General features: G+C 69.5%; 10 protein-coding genes. 4 read left to right on the forward strand and 6 right to left on the reverse strand.

The window, feature by feature from the left end; translation table 11 throughout:
• Positions 1 to 229: 229 nt before the first annotated feature.
• From ACFWEE_RS19200 to ACFWEE_RS19220, 5 genes are all read right to left on the reverse strand, one after another.
• The gene (locus ACFWEE_RS19200; RefSeq protein ID WP_386890533.1) at positions 230 to 2,707 is read right to left on the reverse strand and encodes a glycoside hydrolase family 3 protein; all 2,478 of its coding nucleotides are present in this window, start codon (positions 2,705 to 2,707) and stop codon (positions 230 to 232) included.
• Positions 2,708 to 3,213: 506 nt separating this feature from the next.
• Complete coding sequence (locus tag ACFWEE_RS19205; RefSeq protein ID WP_386890535.1) at positions 3,214 to 5,787, reverse strand: family 78 glycoside hydrolase catalytic domain; 2,574 nt, start codon at positions 5,785 to 5,787, stop codon at positions 3,214 to 3,216.
• Between the two features lie 75 nt (positions 5,788 to 5,862).
• Positions 5,863 to 6,750 (reverse strand): carbohydrate ABC transporter permease, encoded by an 888-nt coding sequence (locus tag ACFWEE_RS19210; RefSeq protein ID WP_386890536.1) that lies wholly within the window; start codon positions 6,748 to 6,750, stop codon positions 5,863 to 5,865.
• A 5-nt stretch (positions 6,751 to 6,755) separates the two neighbouring features.
• Positions 6,756 to 7,640, reverse strand: a complete 885-nt coding sequence (locus tag ACFWEE_RS19215; RefSeq protein ID WP_386890537.1) for a carbohydrate ABC transporter permease — start codon at positions 7,638 to 7,640, stop codon at positions 6,756 to 6,758.
• A gap of 127 nt (positions 7,641 to 7,767) precedes the next feature.
• Positions 7,768 to 9,084: an ABC transporter substrate-binding protein gene (locus tag ACFWEE_RS19220; RefSeq protein ID WP_386890539.1), complete on the reverse strand. Its 1,317-nt coding sequence runs from the start codon at positions 9,082 to 9,084 to the stop codon at positions 7,768 to 7,770.
• Positions 9,085 to 9,376: 292 nt separating this feature from the next.
• On the opposite strand from ACFWEE_RS19220, the gene ACFWEE_RS19225 reads away from it, so the two are divergent.
• Entirely contained in the window at positions 9,377 to 10,390 is a 1,014-nt protein-coding gene (locus tag ACFWEE_RS19225) for a LacI family DNA-binding transcriptional regulator (RefSeq protein WP_386890540.1), read from the forward strand.
• Between the two features lie 120 nt (positions 10,391 to 10,510).
• On the forward strand, positions 10,511 to 11,506 hold the full coding sequence (locus tag ACFWEE_RS19230; protein ID WP_386890542.1) for a LacI family DNA-binding transcriptional regulator: 996 nt from the start codon (positions 10,511 to 10,513) through the stop codon (positions 11,504 to 11,506).
• A gap of 210 nt (positions 11,507 to 11,716) precedes the next feature.
• Here the strand turns inward: ACFWEE_RS19230 and ACFWEE_RS19235 are convergent, their stop codons facing one another.
• A complete protein-coding gene (locus ACFWEE_RS19235) occupies positions 11,717 to 12,634 on the reverse strand; it encodes a LysR family transcriptional regulator (RefSeq protein WP_386890543.1) in 918 nt (305 codons plus the stop codon).
• A gap of 127 nt (positions 12,635 to 12,761) precedes the next feature.
• On the opposite strand from ACFWEE_RS19235, the gene ACFWEE_RS19240 reads away from it, so the two are divergent.
• Both ACFWEE_RS19240 and ACFWEE_RS19245 read left to right on the forward strand, forming a co-directional pair.
• Positions 12,762 to 13,763: a fumarylacetoacetate hydrolase family protein gene (locus ACFWEE_RS19240; protein ID WP_386890544.1), complete on the forward strand. Its 1,002-nt coding sequence runs from the start codon at positions 12,762 to 12,764 to the stop codon at positions 13,761 to 13,763.
• Positions 13,760 to 14,722 (forward strand): cyclase family protein, encoded by a 963-nt coding sequence (locus ACFWEE_RS19245; protein ID WP_386890545.1) that lies wholly within the window; start codon positions 13,760 to 13,762, stop codon positions 14,720 to 14,722. Before ACFWEE_RS19240 ends, ACFWEE_RS19245 begins: the two co-directional genes overlap by 4 nt.
• The last annotated feature ends 9 nt before the right edge of the window (positions 14,723 to 14,731 follow it).

Consider the following 14,731-nt stretch of genomic DNA (forward strand, 5'->3'; position numbering starts at 1 on the left):
GAGTCAGAGAAAAGATGGAGAGAGCAGGAGGAAGACGGGTGGGCGGAGCGGGGAGGCATCGGCCCGGAAGGACACGGCGGACAGGGCGCGAGACGATGCGCGTCGCGCGCCCCACAGCTCGCTCCCCCTTGTGGAGGTCGTGCGAAGTCCTGTTCGGTGATTGGGTGCGGAGGAAAGCCAGCGGTCCGCTCAGGCGCGGCGCCGCTCCGCGCCGCGGAGGCGGGCGAGGTCAGCCGACGGTCACGCTTCGCTGTGCTGTCAGGTGGCGGGACGAGCGTGCTGTGGCGAAGGTGTACAGGCCCGGGGTGAGGGTCCAACCGCTCGGCCGCCAGACGGACAGGTCCTCCTGCGGGATGGTGAAGGTCAGCCGTCGGGAACCTGCTGCGTCCAGCGTGACCTTGCGGAAGGCGACCAGGCGGCGGGGCTCCGCTGCTGCCGCCCCCGGCAGAGTGGCGTAGATCTGGGCGACTTCCGTGCCCTTGCGTGGTCCTGTGTTGGTGACCGTCACCGAGAGGGTGACGGTTCTGTTGGCCCGGTCGTAGGCGACTTCCAGGGATCCGTGGGCGAAGGACGTATAGGAGAGGCCGTGGCCGAAGGCGAAGCGCGGTTGCCGGCCTGCGGCGTCGTAGTAGCGGTACCCGACGCGGATGCCCTCGTCGTAGGCGACCGTGCCGTTCGCGCCCGGGTAGGTCGCGGCGGTGGTGCCGGGTCCCTGGGTGGCGTCGGTGGGGAAGGTGACGGGAAGGCGGCCGGAGGGGTCGCTGTCGCCGAAGAGGACGGCGGCGAGGGCGGTACCCATGCCTCGGCCCCCGTACCAGAGCTGTATGACGGCTTCCACCTCGTTCAGCCAGGGGGTGGCCACGGGGCCGTCGGTATTGAGGACGACGATCGTGCGCGGGTTCGCCGCTGCCACGGCGCTGATGAGCTGGTTCTGGTCGCCCGGCAGGTCGAGTTGTGCGTGGTCCATGGCCTCGCCGGCGATCCGGTTGACGAAGACGACCGCGGCGTCGGCCGCTCGTGCCGTCGTGACGGCTGCCGGGATGAGCGAGTCGGGCTGCCAGCCCAGGGTCAGGCCGCAGGTGCCGGTTTCGGCGGTGGCGTTGGAGTAGGTCAGTTCGATGCTCACCGCGCGGCCCGAGGTGAGCTGGGCGGTTCCCTGGAGCGGATAGTCGAACGGCCCGAGGAAGAAACGTCGCATCTGGCGGGTGCCGGAGACCACCGTGGCCCCGTTGATCTTCAGCGTGGCCGTACCGGCGGGCAGCAGGGAGAAGCGGTGGAGGCCGGTGGTGGTCGGCAGGAGGGTGCCTGTCCACTTCACGGACCATACGGCGGGCAGATTCGGAGCGGGGGTGGTGGTGAAGTCGACCCCCGCGTCGGTCCTCGTCAGCAGCGGAGTCCCGCTGGGGTCGGCGCCCGCGAAGTAGGCCGCGGTGAGGCCGGGCCTGCCCGCGTTGTCGCGCACCACGGTCGTGGGGACCGTGGCCAGGGGAAGGTCGCCCCTGGTGCCCTGTGCGTGGGTGACCGTGACGGCGCTTCCGGCGCGGCCACGGATGGCCTGGAGAGGGGTCGCCCAGGTGCCGGGATCGACGTAGCTGGATCCGCCGACTCCGGTCAGGGCGTCGGTGTCGGCGGGGCCGATGACGGCCAGCGACTTCACGGAGGCGGTCAGCGGCAGGGCCGAGGACCCGTTGGCGAGCAAGACCGTGGAGGAGATCGCGGCCTCGTGGGCAAGGTCCCGGTGGGCCTGTGTACTGACGTCCGCGGCAGGAACAGGGACGGGGCTGTCGAAGAGGCCGTTGGCGAACATCGTGACGAGGATGCGTCGTGCGGCGTCGTCGAGCCGCGCGGCCGGGACGGCCCCTTCCGCGAGACTCCCCGCGGGAACCGTCACCGCGCCGGCGCCGAGTCCGGCGAGGTCCATACCCGCCCTGGCGGCTGCGACCTGGTCGTCGCCGGCCCAAAAGTCCGGCACCGTGTAACCCTGGAGGCCAAGGCCCGTCTTGAGATCGCTGAACAGAGCAGGGTTCTGCGTCGCGAAGACGCCGTTGATCTTCGGGTAGGCCATCATCACCGACGTGGCCGGCGCGGCGGCGACCACGTGACGGAAGGGAGCCTCGTAGATCTCACGCAGGGCACGGTCCGACACCTCGGTGTCGGTGAAGAACCGGTTGGTCTCCTGCGTGTAGGCGGCGAAGTGCTTCACGGTGGCGACCACCTGCCGGCTCTGCAAACCGACCGTGGCAGCCGCGCCCATCCGGCCGGCGAGCAGGGGGTCTTCTCCCATGCCCTCGGACTGGCGTCCGGAGTGCCAGGTACGCGTCACATCGACGGTCGGGCCCAGTACGTTGTTGTAGCCCTTGCCTCTGCCCTCGGCGCCGATCGCTTCTCCGAGGCGGCTGACGAGGTCCTCGTCGAAGGTCGCCGCCTGGGCGACGGGAACGGGAAAGGCCGTCACCCCCTTTTCCCCTCGGAGGCCGGCGGACCCGTCGACCATGACCAAGGCGGGGATGCCCAGGTGGGCGACGGCCGCGAAGTCGCAGCGTACGAGGGCCTCCTTCTCCGCCGCCGTCATCCTGGCCAGCAGGTCGTCGGCCCTTTCTTGCGCGGCGGGGTTCGTCGCGGCCACGGCCTGGGCGCCCATGACCGGAACCATGGCTGCGGCCAACGCGGTGAGGGTGGCGGCAGAGAGAAATTGTCTTCTGTTCACAGCGGCTCTCCTGATACCTGTGGACGGCTGCTCCACATTCCGTCGCGGGGAAAATGAGGGCCACTCAGGATGTCAGGATCTTGAGTAGCCCCGGCTGGCGGGAACAGCACGGGATTCATGCATCGCATGCGTGCACATGCACGTCTTTTCCGCTTCGTTCGAAACACCCTGCCGCGTCCCACGGCAATAGATTTCGCACATCTCGGCGCCGACTCGTGAAGCGTTTCACCCAACAAGCGGAAAGCTATTGTCTGTTCGCCTTCGGGTCAACCCTTGGAAGAAACCTCTCCAAATAAGCCCCTGACCAGCAAATACGGAACTCTCCGAATTGAAACGGACTGAAAATTTCAATGGAAACCCGCCGGGAAACTCCCCCCATCATCTTGGGGGATCGCAGACATCCACGACATCGATACGGAGCTCATGGGCAGATCCCGAAAACGCCTGGACCGGCCGGCGCAGAAACGGTCGCACCGGGCAGTCCAGGGATGGGAAATGCGTTTCGTTCAGGCGGTCACTCCGACGATTGCGGTGGTTTCCAGGACGTGTTCACCCGGGTCGAGGGAAACGGGCGGGCTTCCGGGCAACTCGGCGACGGCGCACGTTCCTTCGGGAACGGTGCAGCGGGCCGTCAGGCCGGTGTCGGTCAGTTCCCAGGAGAGCGCCGCGGTGCCGTACGGGGTCTCGTGGCGGGTGCGGGCCCAGGTGATACCTCCTCCGGGCCGCGGCCGGAAGAGGATTTCCCGGTAGCCGGGGCCCGTGGCGGTGATGCCGCCGACGACCCGGTGCAGCCAGTCCGCGACGGCGCCGAGAGCGTAGTGGTTGAAGGAGGTCATGCCGCCCGGGTTGAGGCTGCCGTCGGTCCGCAGGCTGTCCCAGCGTTCCCAGATGGTGGTCGCGCCCTGGGTCACGGTGTACAGCCATGAGGGGCACTCGGTCTGCAGCAGCAGCTGGTAGGCGACGTCCAGGTGGCCGGTGTCGGTGAGTGCGTCGCAGATCAGCGGGGTGCCGACGAAGCCGGTGGCGATACGGGCGTCGTCCGCGAGGACGAGTTCGGCGAGCCGGTCCCCCGCGTCCCGGCGCTGTTCGGGGGTGAGCAGGTCGAAGGCGATTCCCAGGGCGTAGGCGGTGGGGCTGTCGCTCGTCATGCGGCCATCCGGCAGGACGTACCGGCGCCGGAAGGCTTCTGCCACCTCGGCGGCCAGGGTGGTGTACCGGTCCGAGTCCGCGGTCTTCCCCAGCTCGGCCGCGGCGCGTCCGAGCTGACGGGTGGAGTGGGCGTAGTAGGCCGTCGCGACGAGGTAGCGGTCGGTGACTCCGGCGGCCGGGTCGTCGGGCGGTGCGGCGGGGTCGAGCCAGTCGCCCAGCTGGAAGCCGGTGTCCCACAGGCGCGTCGGGCCGGCGAGGCGCTCCACCAGGTCGACCCATTTCTTGGCCATGGGGTAGTGGCGCCGGAGGAGACCGATGTCGCCGAAGCGCTGGTGGAGGGTCCATGGGGTGAGTACGGCGGCGTCTCCCCAGGCCGCCCCGGGGTGGATCGGCGTCCACATGGGGGCGCCGGGTATGACGGGCACGTACCAGGGGACGGTGCCGTCGGGGAGTTGCTCCAGGCCAACGTCGGTGAGCCAGGAGTCGAGCATGCCGGCGCAGTCGTAGAGGAAGCTCGCGGTGGGCGCGAAGACCTGTATGTCGCCGGTCCAGCCGAGGCGTTCGTCGCGCTGAGGGCAGTCGGTGGGTATGTCGACGAAGTTGCCGCGCATGCTCCAGAGGACGTTCTCGTGCAGTCGGTTGACCAGGGAGTCGCTGCACTCGAACCAGCCGGTGCGGCGCATATCCGTGTGGTGGACGCGGGCTTGGACCATGTCGGCAGTCAACTCTCCTGGCCAGTCGCTCACTTCGGCGTAGCGGAAGCCGTGGAGGGTGAAGCGCGGCTCCCAGGTGAGCGGTCCGTCGCCGGAGAGGATCAGGGTGTCGGTGGCGTACGCCTCGCGCAGCGGCCGGGTTGCCAGTGCGCCGTTCTCCAGTACTTCGGCGTGCCGCAGGACGATGGTGGTGCCGGCCGGCCCGTCTGCGGTGACGCGGAGACGGCCCACGAGGTTCTGGCCGAAGTCGAGGAGGTGCCCGCCCTCGGTGGGGGTGATGGCGACCGGGGCGATCTCCCGGGTGCAGCGGACCGGTGGTCCCGTCGGGGCGACCAGCGTCGCGGGGTCACGGCGGCCCGTCCGGACGGGGCTCCACGGGTCGGAGGCAGTACGCGAGGGTGAGGGGGTGCACCAGTGCGGATCGTGGAGCCGGGCGTCGAAGATCTCGCCCTCGTAGAGGCCGCTGGTCAGGATCGGCCCGGGAGCGGCGTGCCAGGTTCCGTCCGTGGCGATGACGGTGACGGAGCCGTCGTCGTGCACCACTTCGAGTTGGGCGATGAGCGCTTGGTCGGTGCCGTAGATGTTGCGGGTGCCGCCGTCGAAGCCGTACTTGCCGCGGTACCAGCCGTCGCCGAGCCAGGCTCCGACGGTGTTGGCGCCCTCGGCGAGGTGGTCGGTGACGTCGTGGGTGCGGTAGCGCAGCCGGTGCGGGTAGACGGTCCATCCCGGGGCCAGTGTCTCGTCCCCGACGCGACGACCGTTGATCTCCGCCTCGTACAGGCCGTGGGCGGTGACGTACAGGCGGGCATGGGACACGGGGCGGTCGAGCCGGAAGTCCTTGCGGACCCGCGCCGGGCGGCGCTCGGCCTCCGGGTTCTCGTCCCATCCCGCGCCCACGGGCACGGCCTGCCAGTCGGTGGGCGCAAGCAGGCCGGCTTCGACCGTCCGCGGATCGCTCCATTCCGATGGGTCCGGGGCGTCCGGGGTCCAGACGCGGACCCGGACGAGCGCGCGTTCCCGGGAGGCCAGCGGCTCACCCGGCCAGGGCGCGCGTACCTGGATGTCGGCGTCGACCCGCCCGGTGCGACGCACGGCGCCGCAGCGGTCGACCTCCAGTTCGTATGCCTGCTGTCGGCCGGATCCCGGCGGCAGCGTCCAGGTGAGCCGGGGGGCGGCGACTCCGATGCCGAGTCCGTCCGGCAGATGTTCGAAGGACACCGGGGAGGGCTGAGGGGGGAGCACAGGGAGGACCTTTCTTGCACGTGCGGGAGCGAGCGTGGTGGCGGGCGGGGGTCAGCCCTTGACCGCTCCCGAGGTGAGGCCCTTCATGACCTTCTGGTTGAGGAAGAGGTAGATCAGGAGGGTGCCGAAGACGTTGATGCAGATGGCGGCGAAGAGGGGGCCGTACTGGGTGGCGCCGAAGTCGCCGGTGAAGTTGAGCAGCCCGACCTGGATGGTGCGCAGGTCCTGGTCGTTGGTGAAGGTGAGGGCGATGAGCAGGTCGTTCCAGATGAAGAAGAACTGCACCAGGCCGACGGTGAGGAGGGCGTTGCGGACCAGGGGGACGCTGATGGTCCAGAAGGCGCGCAGGATGCCGGCTCCGTCGACGGTGGCCGCCTCGAACAGCTCGCGCGGGACCGTGCGGTAGTAGGTGGCCATCATGAAGACGGTCAGCGGCAGGCCGGTGCCGGTGTAGGTGAGGATCAGCGGCCACAGCGTGCCGGACAGGCCGGTCCGGAAGTACACGGTGAACAGCGGCAGCAGGATCATCTGCGGCGGGATCATCATGCCCGTGAGGAAGACGAGGAGGGTGAGGCTGCGGCCCTTCCAGACCATGATCTGGAGGGCGAAGCCGGCCGCAGTGCCCAGCAGCAGCATCAGGGCGAGGGCGGGGACGACGGCGAGCAGGCTGTTCTGGACGTACAGGCCGATGTGGCCGGTGTTCCACGCCTCGCCGTAGTTGCCCCACTCCCAGGAGGTGGGCAGGCTCCAGGTGGAGTTGTTCAGGTAGTCGTCGTTGGACTTCAGTGAGGTGAGGAACATCCATATCAGCGGGTAGACCTCGACGACCAGCAGAACTGCGACGACGGTCTTGACCCACAGGCGACTCCCCCGACGGCCGGACCGGGGCCGTAGAGCCCGGTCGGGTGTCGTCTTCGGGTGTGTGTCGATGATGGCCATGGGGCTCAGCCCTCCGTGAGGTCGCGCCGCGAGACGCGGTAGACGACCAGGCTCACCAGCAGGCTCACGACGGTCAGCAGCAGGGCGATGGTGCTGCCGTAGCCGTAGTCGCTGTAGGTGAACGACGTCTGGAACATGTACAGGGTCAGCGGGGTGGTGCCGTTGCCCGGGCCGCCGTTGGTGAGGGCGACGATCGAATCGAAGGCTTTGAGCGTTCCGTTGATGCTGAAGATCAGCGAGGACATCAGGACCGGCAGGGACAGCGGCAGCACGATGTGGCGTACGAGCCTGAGTCCGGTCGCCCCGTCGAGTCGGGCCGATTCCAGGACTTCGTCGGGGATGTCGACCAGGCCGGCGAAGAGCAGCACGGCGTAGAAGCCCATGGACCGCCAGATGTCCATGGCGACCAGGACCCAGAAGGCGCTGCCCGAGCTGCCGAAGAAGTCGATCGAGTCGATGCCGACCGCGTTGAGCAGCGAGTTGACCGGGCCGGTCTGCGGGGCGACCTGGAAGAACTTCTGGAACAGCAGGCCGACGGCGACGGTGGGCAGGACGACGGGGAAGAAGACCAGGGTGCGGATGAGCCCCGAGGCCCGTCTGAGGAAGAACACGTAGAGCAGGGCCAGGAGATAGCCGGCGACGACCTGACCGGCCGTGACGGTCACGGCGTATTTCAGGGTGAACCAGAGCGCGTCCCGCACCGCCGGGTCGTCGAGGAGGCGCGAGAAGTTGGCGGCACCGTTGCCGGTGAAGCCGTCGATGGTGTTGCCCTTGGTGAAGGAGTAGCCGAGCGACCACACCATGGGGACGAGCATGATCAGCGAGTAGACGAGGAGGGCGGGACCGAGCAGGAGCGCGATCGCCCTGCGGTCACCGAGTACGCGGTGCATGGATGGTGTCCGTCTCGTTTCCGTTGGCGGGACGTGCGGCGGTGCGGGGCGGCTGGGCCGTCGTCGGGGCCCGGGGGCGGCTCGCACACGACCGCGCACGAAGGCGGGCGGGCCGCCCCGGGGAGGGTCACCGGGCGGTGAGCGCGTCCTGGACGGTCTGCATGAACTGCTGGGGGCTCATGCTCCCCGAGACCAGGCTCGCGGCGTTGGTCTGGCTGATGGTGGTGGCCTTGGTGCTGAACAGGGCCTCGAACCACAGCACGTTCTGCCGGGAGGAGCTGACGGTGTCGCGGACCTGGGTGGTGACCGCGTTGGCGTCCTTCACCTCGGTGTTCACCTTGAAGCCGGTAATGGTCCCGTGGTCCTTCAGCGCCGTGGCGCCGTAGTTCTCGGCGATGCAGGAGACCCAGGCGCCGGTCTTCTTGTCGAAGGACTTCGCGGCCAGGGTGATGCCGAGGCCGACGTTGGACGGGTACTGGTCGGCCGAGCCCTTGCCTCCGGCGACGGCCGGGAAGGGCATGAAGCCGACGTTCGCGGCGCCGACCTTGTTCTGTTCGGCGTCGGAGATGTTCGCCAGCGCCCAGCTGCCCATGTAGAACATGGCCGCCTTGCCGCTGAGGAACTGGTTCATCGCGGTGTCGTAGTCGATGGAGCCGACGCCCTTGCCGAAGTACCCCTTCTTCCCGAGCGCGGCGACTTCGTCGGCGGCCTTCACGTATTCCGGGTCGGTCAGCTTCGCCTGACCGTCCGCGACCTTCCGCAGCGCGTCGGGGCCGAGGCTGCGGAAGAGGTAGTCGCTGATCAGGCGGGTCAGCGGCCATCCCTGCTGGCCGGAGGCGGAGAAGGGCTGGACGTCCTCGGACTTCAGCTTCGCCGCCGCGGACACCAGTTCGTCCCAGGTGCCGGGCACGGCCAGGCCGTTGTCGGCGAAGATCTTCTTGTTGTAGAAGATCCCCTCGATGTTGTACTCGTACGGCAGTACCTCCAGCTTCCCGCCGTACAGGGCCTTGATCGTCGAGACGGCGGCGGGCTCCAGCTGGTCCAGGACGCCCAGCTCCTTGAGCTTCGGTTCCAGGTCGGCGACCTTGCCGGACTTCGCGAGCTGCTGGGTGAGGGCGGGGGCGTTGCCGGCGGCGAACTGCACGGGCAGTGCGTTCTGGCCGGCCAGGAGCTGGAGCTTCTGGTCGAGGCTCGCCTGCGGGACGGTTTCCACCTTGAGCGGCAGTGCGTCGTTCGCCGGCTTGCACGCGCCCTTCGACAGCGTGGTGAGAGCGGTCTTCACGGTGGTGTTCTCGGTGACGCTGAGGTAGTCGAAGTTGTCGGGTGCGGCCAAGGAGCCACCGCCGCTGCCGCCGCAGGCTGTGGCGAGCAGTGCCAGCGAAGCGGTGCCGACGGTGAACAGACTCAGTCGCGTGCGACGGCCACGGGGCATGCGCAGGGACACGGGGAACTCCCAGGGTCATGGAGGAGGACGGAGGAGGACGCAGTGGTGCGAGAGCGCCAGGGCGGGGCAGGGCCCGGCAGCACGGAGAACTTTGTAAAACGTTCTCTACGTCGAGTGGGCAAAACCTTGCACTCCACATCAGGAGCCGTCAAGACACGCTGCGGTAACAGCATGGCGATTCAAGGCGACTTGACAGTTCCCCAGGAGTACGGTGTAGACCGTTGCACGACACGCATCACAGAGCAGGGGTGGATCGATGGATCAGGCCGGCGCAGCCAGACAGAACAGACGCGTGACGATCACCGATGTGGCCCGGCACGCCGGCGTCTCCACCGCAGCCGTCTCCAAAGTGCTGCGCAACGCCTACGGCGTGAGTGCGAGCATGCGGGAGAAGGTCACGGCGGCCATCACCGAACTCGGCTACCGGCCGCACGCGGCGGCCCGCGGCATGCGCGGACGGACCTACACGATCGGCGTACTGCTCGACAACGTGCGCAACGCCTTCTTCGCGGACATCCTCGACGGCATCCAGGACGAACTGCGTCAGACCGAATACACCGTGCTGATCGGCGCGGCGGGATTTGACCCGGAGGACCAGGCGAAGACCATCCGCTCCATGGTCGACCGCCAAATGGACGGACTGGTCCTCATCGCCCCCGGGACAGCACGGGCCGAAGTCCTGGCCACGGCTGCGACGACTCCGACCGCCGTCATCGGCCACCACGACACGGACGACACCTACGACTCCGTCGTGGACGCCGACGACACCGGGGCCGGCCTGGTCGTCGACCATCTCGCCGCCCTCGGCCACCGCGACATCGCCCTGGTCTCCGCCGCGGGCACGAAGGCCAACCAGTGGAAACGCACACCCGAAGTCGTGCTGCGGGACGGCTACCTGAAGGCCATGGACCGGCACGGCCTGACCGGACACGCCCGCGTCCACCACACCGCCTACTCCGACGAGGGCGGATACAAGGCGGGGATGACCCTGCTGACCGCGGCGAACCGGCCGACCGCCGTCATGGCTGGTGCCGACGTCGCCGCCCTGGGCATCTTCCGTGCCGCCCACGAACTGGGCCTGCGCATCCCCGAGGACCTCTCGCTCGTCGGTTACAACAACACCGCACTCGCCGCACTCGCCCCCGTCCAGTTGACCAGCGTCGACCAGGCCGGTTACACCATGGGCTCCACCGCCGCCCGCATGCTCGTCGAACGGGTGGAGGGCCGGAGGGACCGGGCCATGCGGACCACCATGACCCCCCGGCTGGTGGTGCGGGCCACCACCGCCGCACCAAGGAGCCGGTAGGCCGTGCACCGGTCGGTCGCTGCCACACCTGCGGCACTCTCGGCACCCCGCCCACCGGGCACCGAGGTACGGGGCGCGGGGCGGGACAGCAGAGCACGCCCGCGGGTCGGCATCAAAGACGTGGCGAGGGAGGCCAGTGTCTCGCTCGGCACCGTCTCGAACGTCCTCAACCGGCCCGAGATAGTGGCCGAGGCCACCCGAACACGCGTCCTGGAGGTGATCGACACGCTGGGCTACGTCCGCGCCGAGGGCGCGCGGCAACTGCGGGGCTGGGCTTCGCGAGTGATCGCCCTGATGGTTCTCGACATCGTCAACCCGTTCTTCACCGCGCTCGCCGCCGGCGTGGAGCAGGCCGCCCGTGAAGCCGATTTGGGCGTCATGGTCTGCACCGGCGCCCACGATCCGGGGGAAGCGGCACGCTACTTGTCGCTGATCACCTCGCACCAGGTCCGCGGTGCGGTGATCACCGCGGGCGAGGACACCGACCGCACGGTCGCGGCCTTCCGCCGCAACGCGGTCCCCTTCGTCGTCGCCGACCGGAGCGCACCCTGGACCGAGGCCTGCTCGGTCGGCATCGACGACGTCGCCGGAGGCCACGCCGCCGCCCGCCATCTGATCGCCCGGGGCCACCGGTCCCTCGTCTACGTCGGCGGTCCCGAGACCCTTCCGCAGGTACGGGACCGGCGTCGAGGCGCGCTGGGCGCCCTCGGCCCGGCCGGCCTGCCCACCACCGCCCTGCTCGAACTCCCCTGCCCCGCACTCACCGTGGAAGCCGGAAAGGACGCCGGACACCGCATTCTCGGCCTTCCGCAGCGACCGACGGCCGTCTTCTGCGCCAACGACCTGCTGGCTCTCGGCGTTCTGCAAGCGCTGTACGAGGCCGGGCTGAAAGTCCCCGAGGACATCGCCGTGGTGGGCTACGACGACATCGAGTTCGCCGCCTCGGCCGTCGTACCCCTCACTTCGGTACGCCGGCCGGCCGTCGCCATGGGCCGGCGGGCCGGCCGCCTCCTCATCGAGGACACGGCCGACGGTCTCGCTCATGAACACGCGCACATCGTCCTTCAGCCGGAACTCGTCGTGCGCCGGTCCACCATGGCGGCACCGGCTCGCTGATCACCCCGGGTCGCGACCGGAAACGTATCCGGACCACAGCCTGCTGCGGCGGGGACGCGGGTGCGCGGTTGCGCACGACCTGGATCGATGATGCCTCTGGGACGCCCCGCTGCCCACCGGTGGCACGATTCATGTATCGGATGCCTTCCATCCATTCGGCGGATGGCCGACTCCGCGCGAGCAGCGAACCGGACCCGATCCGCGCCCTGCTCACGCCCGCGCCTCCTCGACCATCCGGCTGCCGACCCGGGCGGCCGTCTCCCGCAGCCAGATGTGGGCCGCGTCGTGGGTGTGCACGGGGTGCCACCACATCGCCTCCCTGAGGGGGACGGCCTCGTACGGCGGTTCGACCACGCGTACGGCGGCCAGCGGTGCGAGGAGCCGGGCGAGGCGGGCCTGGATCAGGGCGATGCGCCGGGTTCCGCCGACCAGCAGCGGGATGGTCTGGAAGCTGTCGACGGACACCTCGACGCGGGGTTCGACCCCCAGCATGCCCAGTTGGCGGACGGCCGGGGCGTCGTAGGTGCGCTGGTAGGTGACCCACGGCAGCCGGGCCAGGTCCTCCCGGGTCAGCCGGTCGTCGACGCTCGGGTGGTCATCGGCGACGAGGAACACCCAGCGGTCCTGATAGAGATCGGTGGCCGGGAAGTCGCTGATCACACCGTGCGGCATGAGCAGGCCGTCAGTGGTGCTCAGCAGGGTCTCGGTGGCGTCCACCACGGTGGTCGGCGTCTGCGCGAAGCGCAGCCGGATACCGGGGGCCTCCTGGTGCACGACCCGGGCGAGCTCGGCGCCGAAGACGGCCACCGCGTAGTCGGACGCCACCAGCTTGAACTCGCGGTTCTCCTTGACCGGATCGAAGTGCGCCTGACTCGCGAAGAGGCGTTCCAGCAGGTCGTAGGCGGTGGACGCCCGGTCGAGAAGGACCTGGCCGAGGGCGGTGAGTTCATAGTGGCCGCCGACGCGGGCCAGCAGGTCGTCGTCGAAGTGCCGGCGCAGGCGTGCGAGCGCGGCGCTCATGGCGGGCTGGCTGAGGCCGACGCGCTCCCCGGCCCGGGTGACGTTGCGCTCCTCCAGCAGGGCACGCAGGGCGACGACGAGATTGAGGTCGAGGCGACTGAGATTCATGGCGTATTTCCTCGCTGTCCGGCGACGACCTGCGGCAATTTGTCATGCGGATGCCGACCATCCACAGAATCGATTTCCGTGATCACTGGTGGCGGGTCCAGATTAGTGCCACCGCAATCAGGAGGACATGTTCGTGAAACCTGAAGCCTCGTCCGCCCTCTTCGCCGGGCCCTTCGCCCTGGCCACACTCTCCGCCCCCGAGGGGGCACCCTTCCCCGCTCTCGTCACACCCGACGCGCAGGCGATCGACCTGCGGTCCGCCCTGGGTAAAGCCGAGTTGACCGTACGGGCCGTCCTGGAGGACTGGGACGCGGTGGAGCCGCAGCTCGCCGCGCTGGCCTCCGACGACGGTCCGCACCGCCGGGCGCTGGCGGAATTCCGGGTACACGCACCGGTCGAGCCGCGCCAGGTCTTCCAGTCCGGGGCCAACTACCGCCGGCACGTCATCGATCTGCACGTCGCCCATCGGGCGCCGGGCGACGAGCGGCCGGAGGCGGAACGGCGCGCCGAGGCGGCGAAGATCATGGACCGGCGGGCGGCCGATGACCTGCCGTACGTCTTCATCGGTCTGCCGAGCGCGATCACCGGACCGTACGACGACGTCGTGCTGCCGTCCTGGGCCGAGAAGCCCGACTGGGAGCTGGAGCTGACCGCGGTGATCGGCCGCCCCGCCTACCGGGTGTCCGTGGAGGAGGCCCTGGACCACGTTGCCGGGTACACCATCGCCAACGACCTGACCGACCGGGCGACCGTATTCCGCCGGGACATGCCGCAGATCGGCACGGACTGGCTGCGCAGCAAGAACGCCCCCGGCTTCACCCCGCTCGGCCCCTGGATCGTCCCCGCCGCCTCGGTCGCCGACACCGACGACCTGCGCGTGGTGCTGAAGCTCAACGGCGAGGCCATGCAGGACGAGTCGACCAAGGACATGATCTTCGACGTCGCGCGGATGGTGTCCTACGCCTCCCAGTCGGCCCGCCTCCTGCCGGGCGACCTGGTGCTCACCGGCTCCCCCGCCGGCAACGGCATGCACTGGGGCCGACTGCTGCGCGACGGCGACGTCATGGACGGCTCCATCACCGGACTGGGTGCCCAGCGCACCCGTTGTGTGGCGGAGGAGGCCCGGTGACCCCCGACCGCACCGACCCCGAGGGCTCGATCGCGCGGGCCGCGAAAGCGTGCTCCAACTGGAACCGCTGGGGCGAGGACGACGTACTGGGCACCCTCAACTTCCTCGACGAAGCGAAGCGCCGCGAGGGCGCAGCCCTGGTCAGACGGGGCGTCAGCTTCTCCCTCTCCCAGCGCTTCGACATCGACGGCCCGCAGAGGGGCTGGCGTCGGCGCACCAACCCGGTCCACACCATGCTGGACACCGGCACCGACGCGGCCCTCGGCAACCAGGGCCTGCCGCACGGAATCGGCGGCGCCGACGACGTGATCGCGATGCCGCTGCAGTGCTCCACGCAGTGGGACGGACTCGGGCACATCTTCGACCACGGCAAGGCGTGGAACGGACGCCCGGCCGAGCAGGTCGTCACCTCCGACGGTGACCTGGTCACCGGCATCGAGCACATGGCCCCCTACGTCGCCGGGCGCGGGGTGCTCCTCGATGTCGGCCGGGTCGTCGGCGAGGACGGTGAGCTGCCCGACGGATTCGCGATCACCGAGGAGCACCTGGCGGCGACGGCCCGGGCGCACGGCGTGGCCGTGGGACGCGGCGACATCGTGCTGGTACGCACCGGGCAGCTGAGCCGGGTACGCCGCGACGGCTGGGGCGATTACGCCGGAGGGCCCGCGCCCGGCCTGTCGTTCACCACGGCCGGCTGGCTGCACCACACCGAGATCGCCGCGATCGCCACCGACACCTGGGGCTTCGAGGTCCGTCCGAACGAGTTCGAGCATGCCTTCCAGCCGCTGCACCAGGTCGCCATCCCGAACATCGGCCTGCTCATCGGCGAGATGTGGGACCTCGACGCACTCGCCGAGGACTGCGCGACCGACGGCGCCTACGCCTTCTGGCTCACCGCGGCCCCCCTGCCCATCACCGGCGCGGTCGGCTCGCCGGTCAACCCGATCGCCGTCAAGTAGCACCGAGGA

Origin of the sequence: Streptomyces sp. NPDC060184, from assembly GCF_042728795.1 — a bacterium.
Taxonomy (GTDB): Bacteria; Actinomycetota; Actinomycetes; order Streptomycetales; family Streptomycetaceae; genus Streptomyces.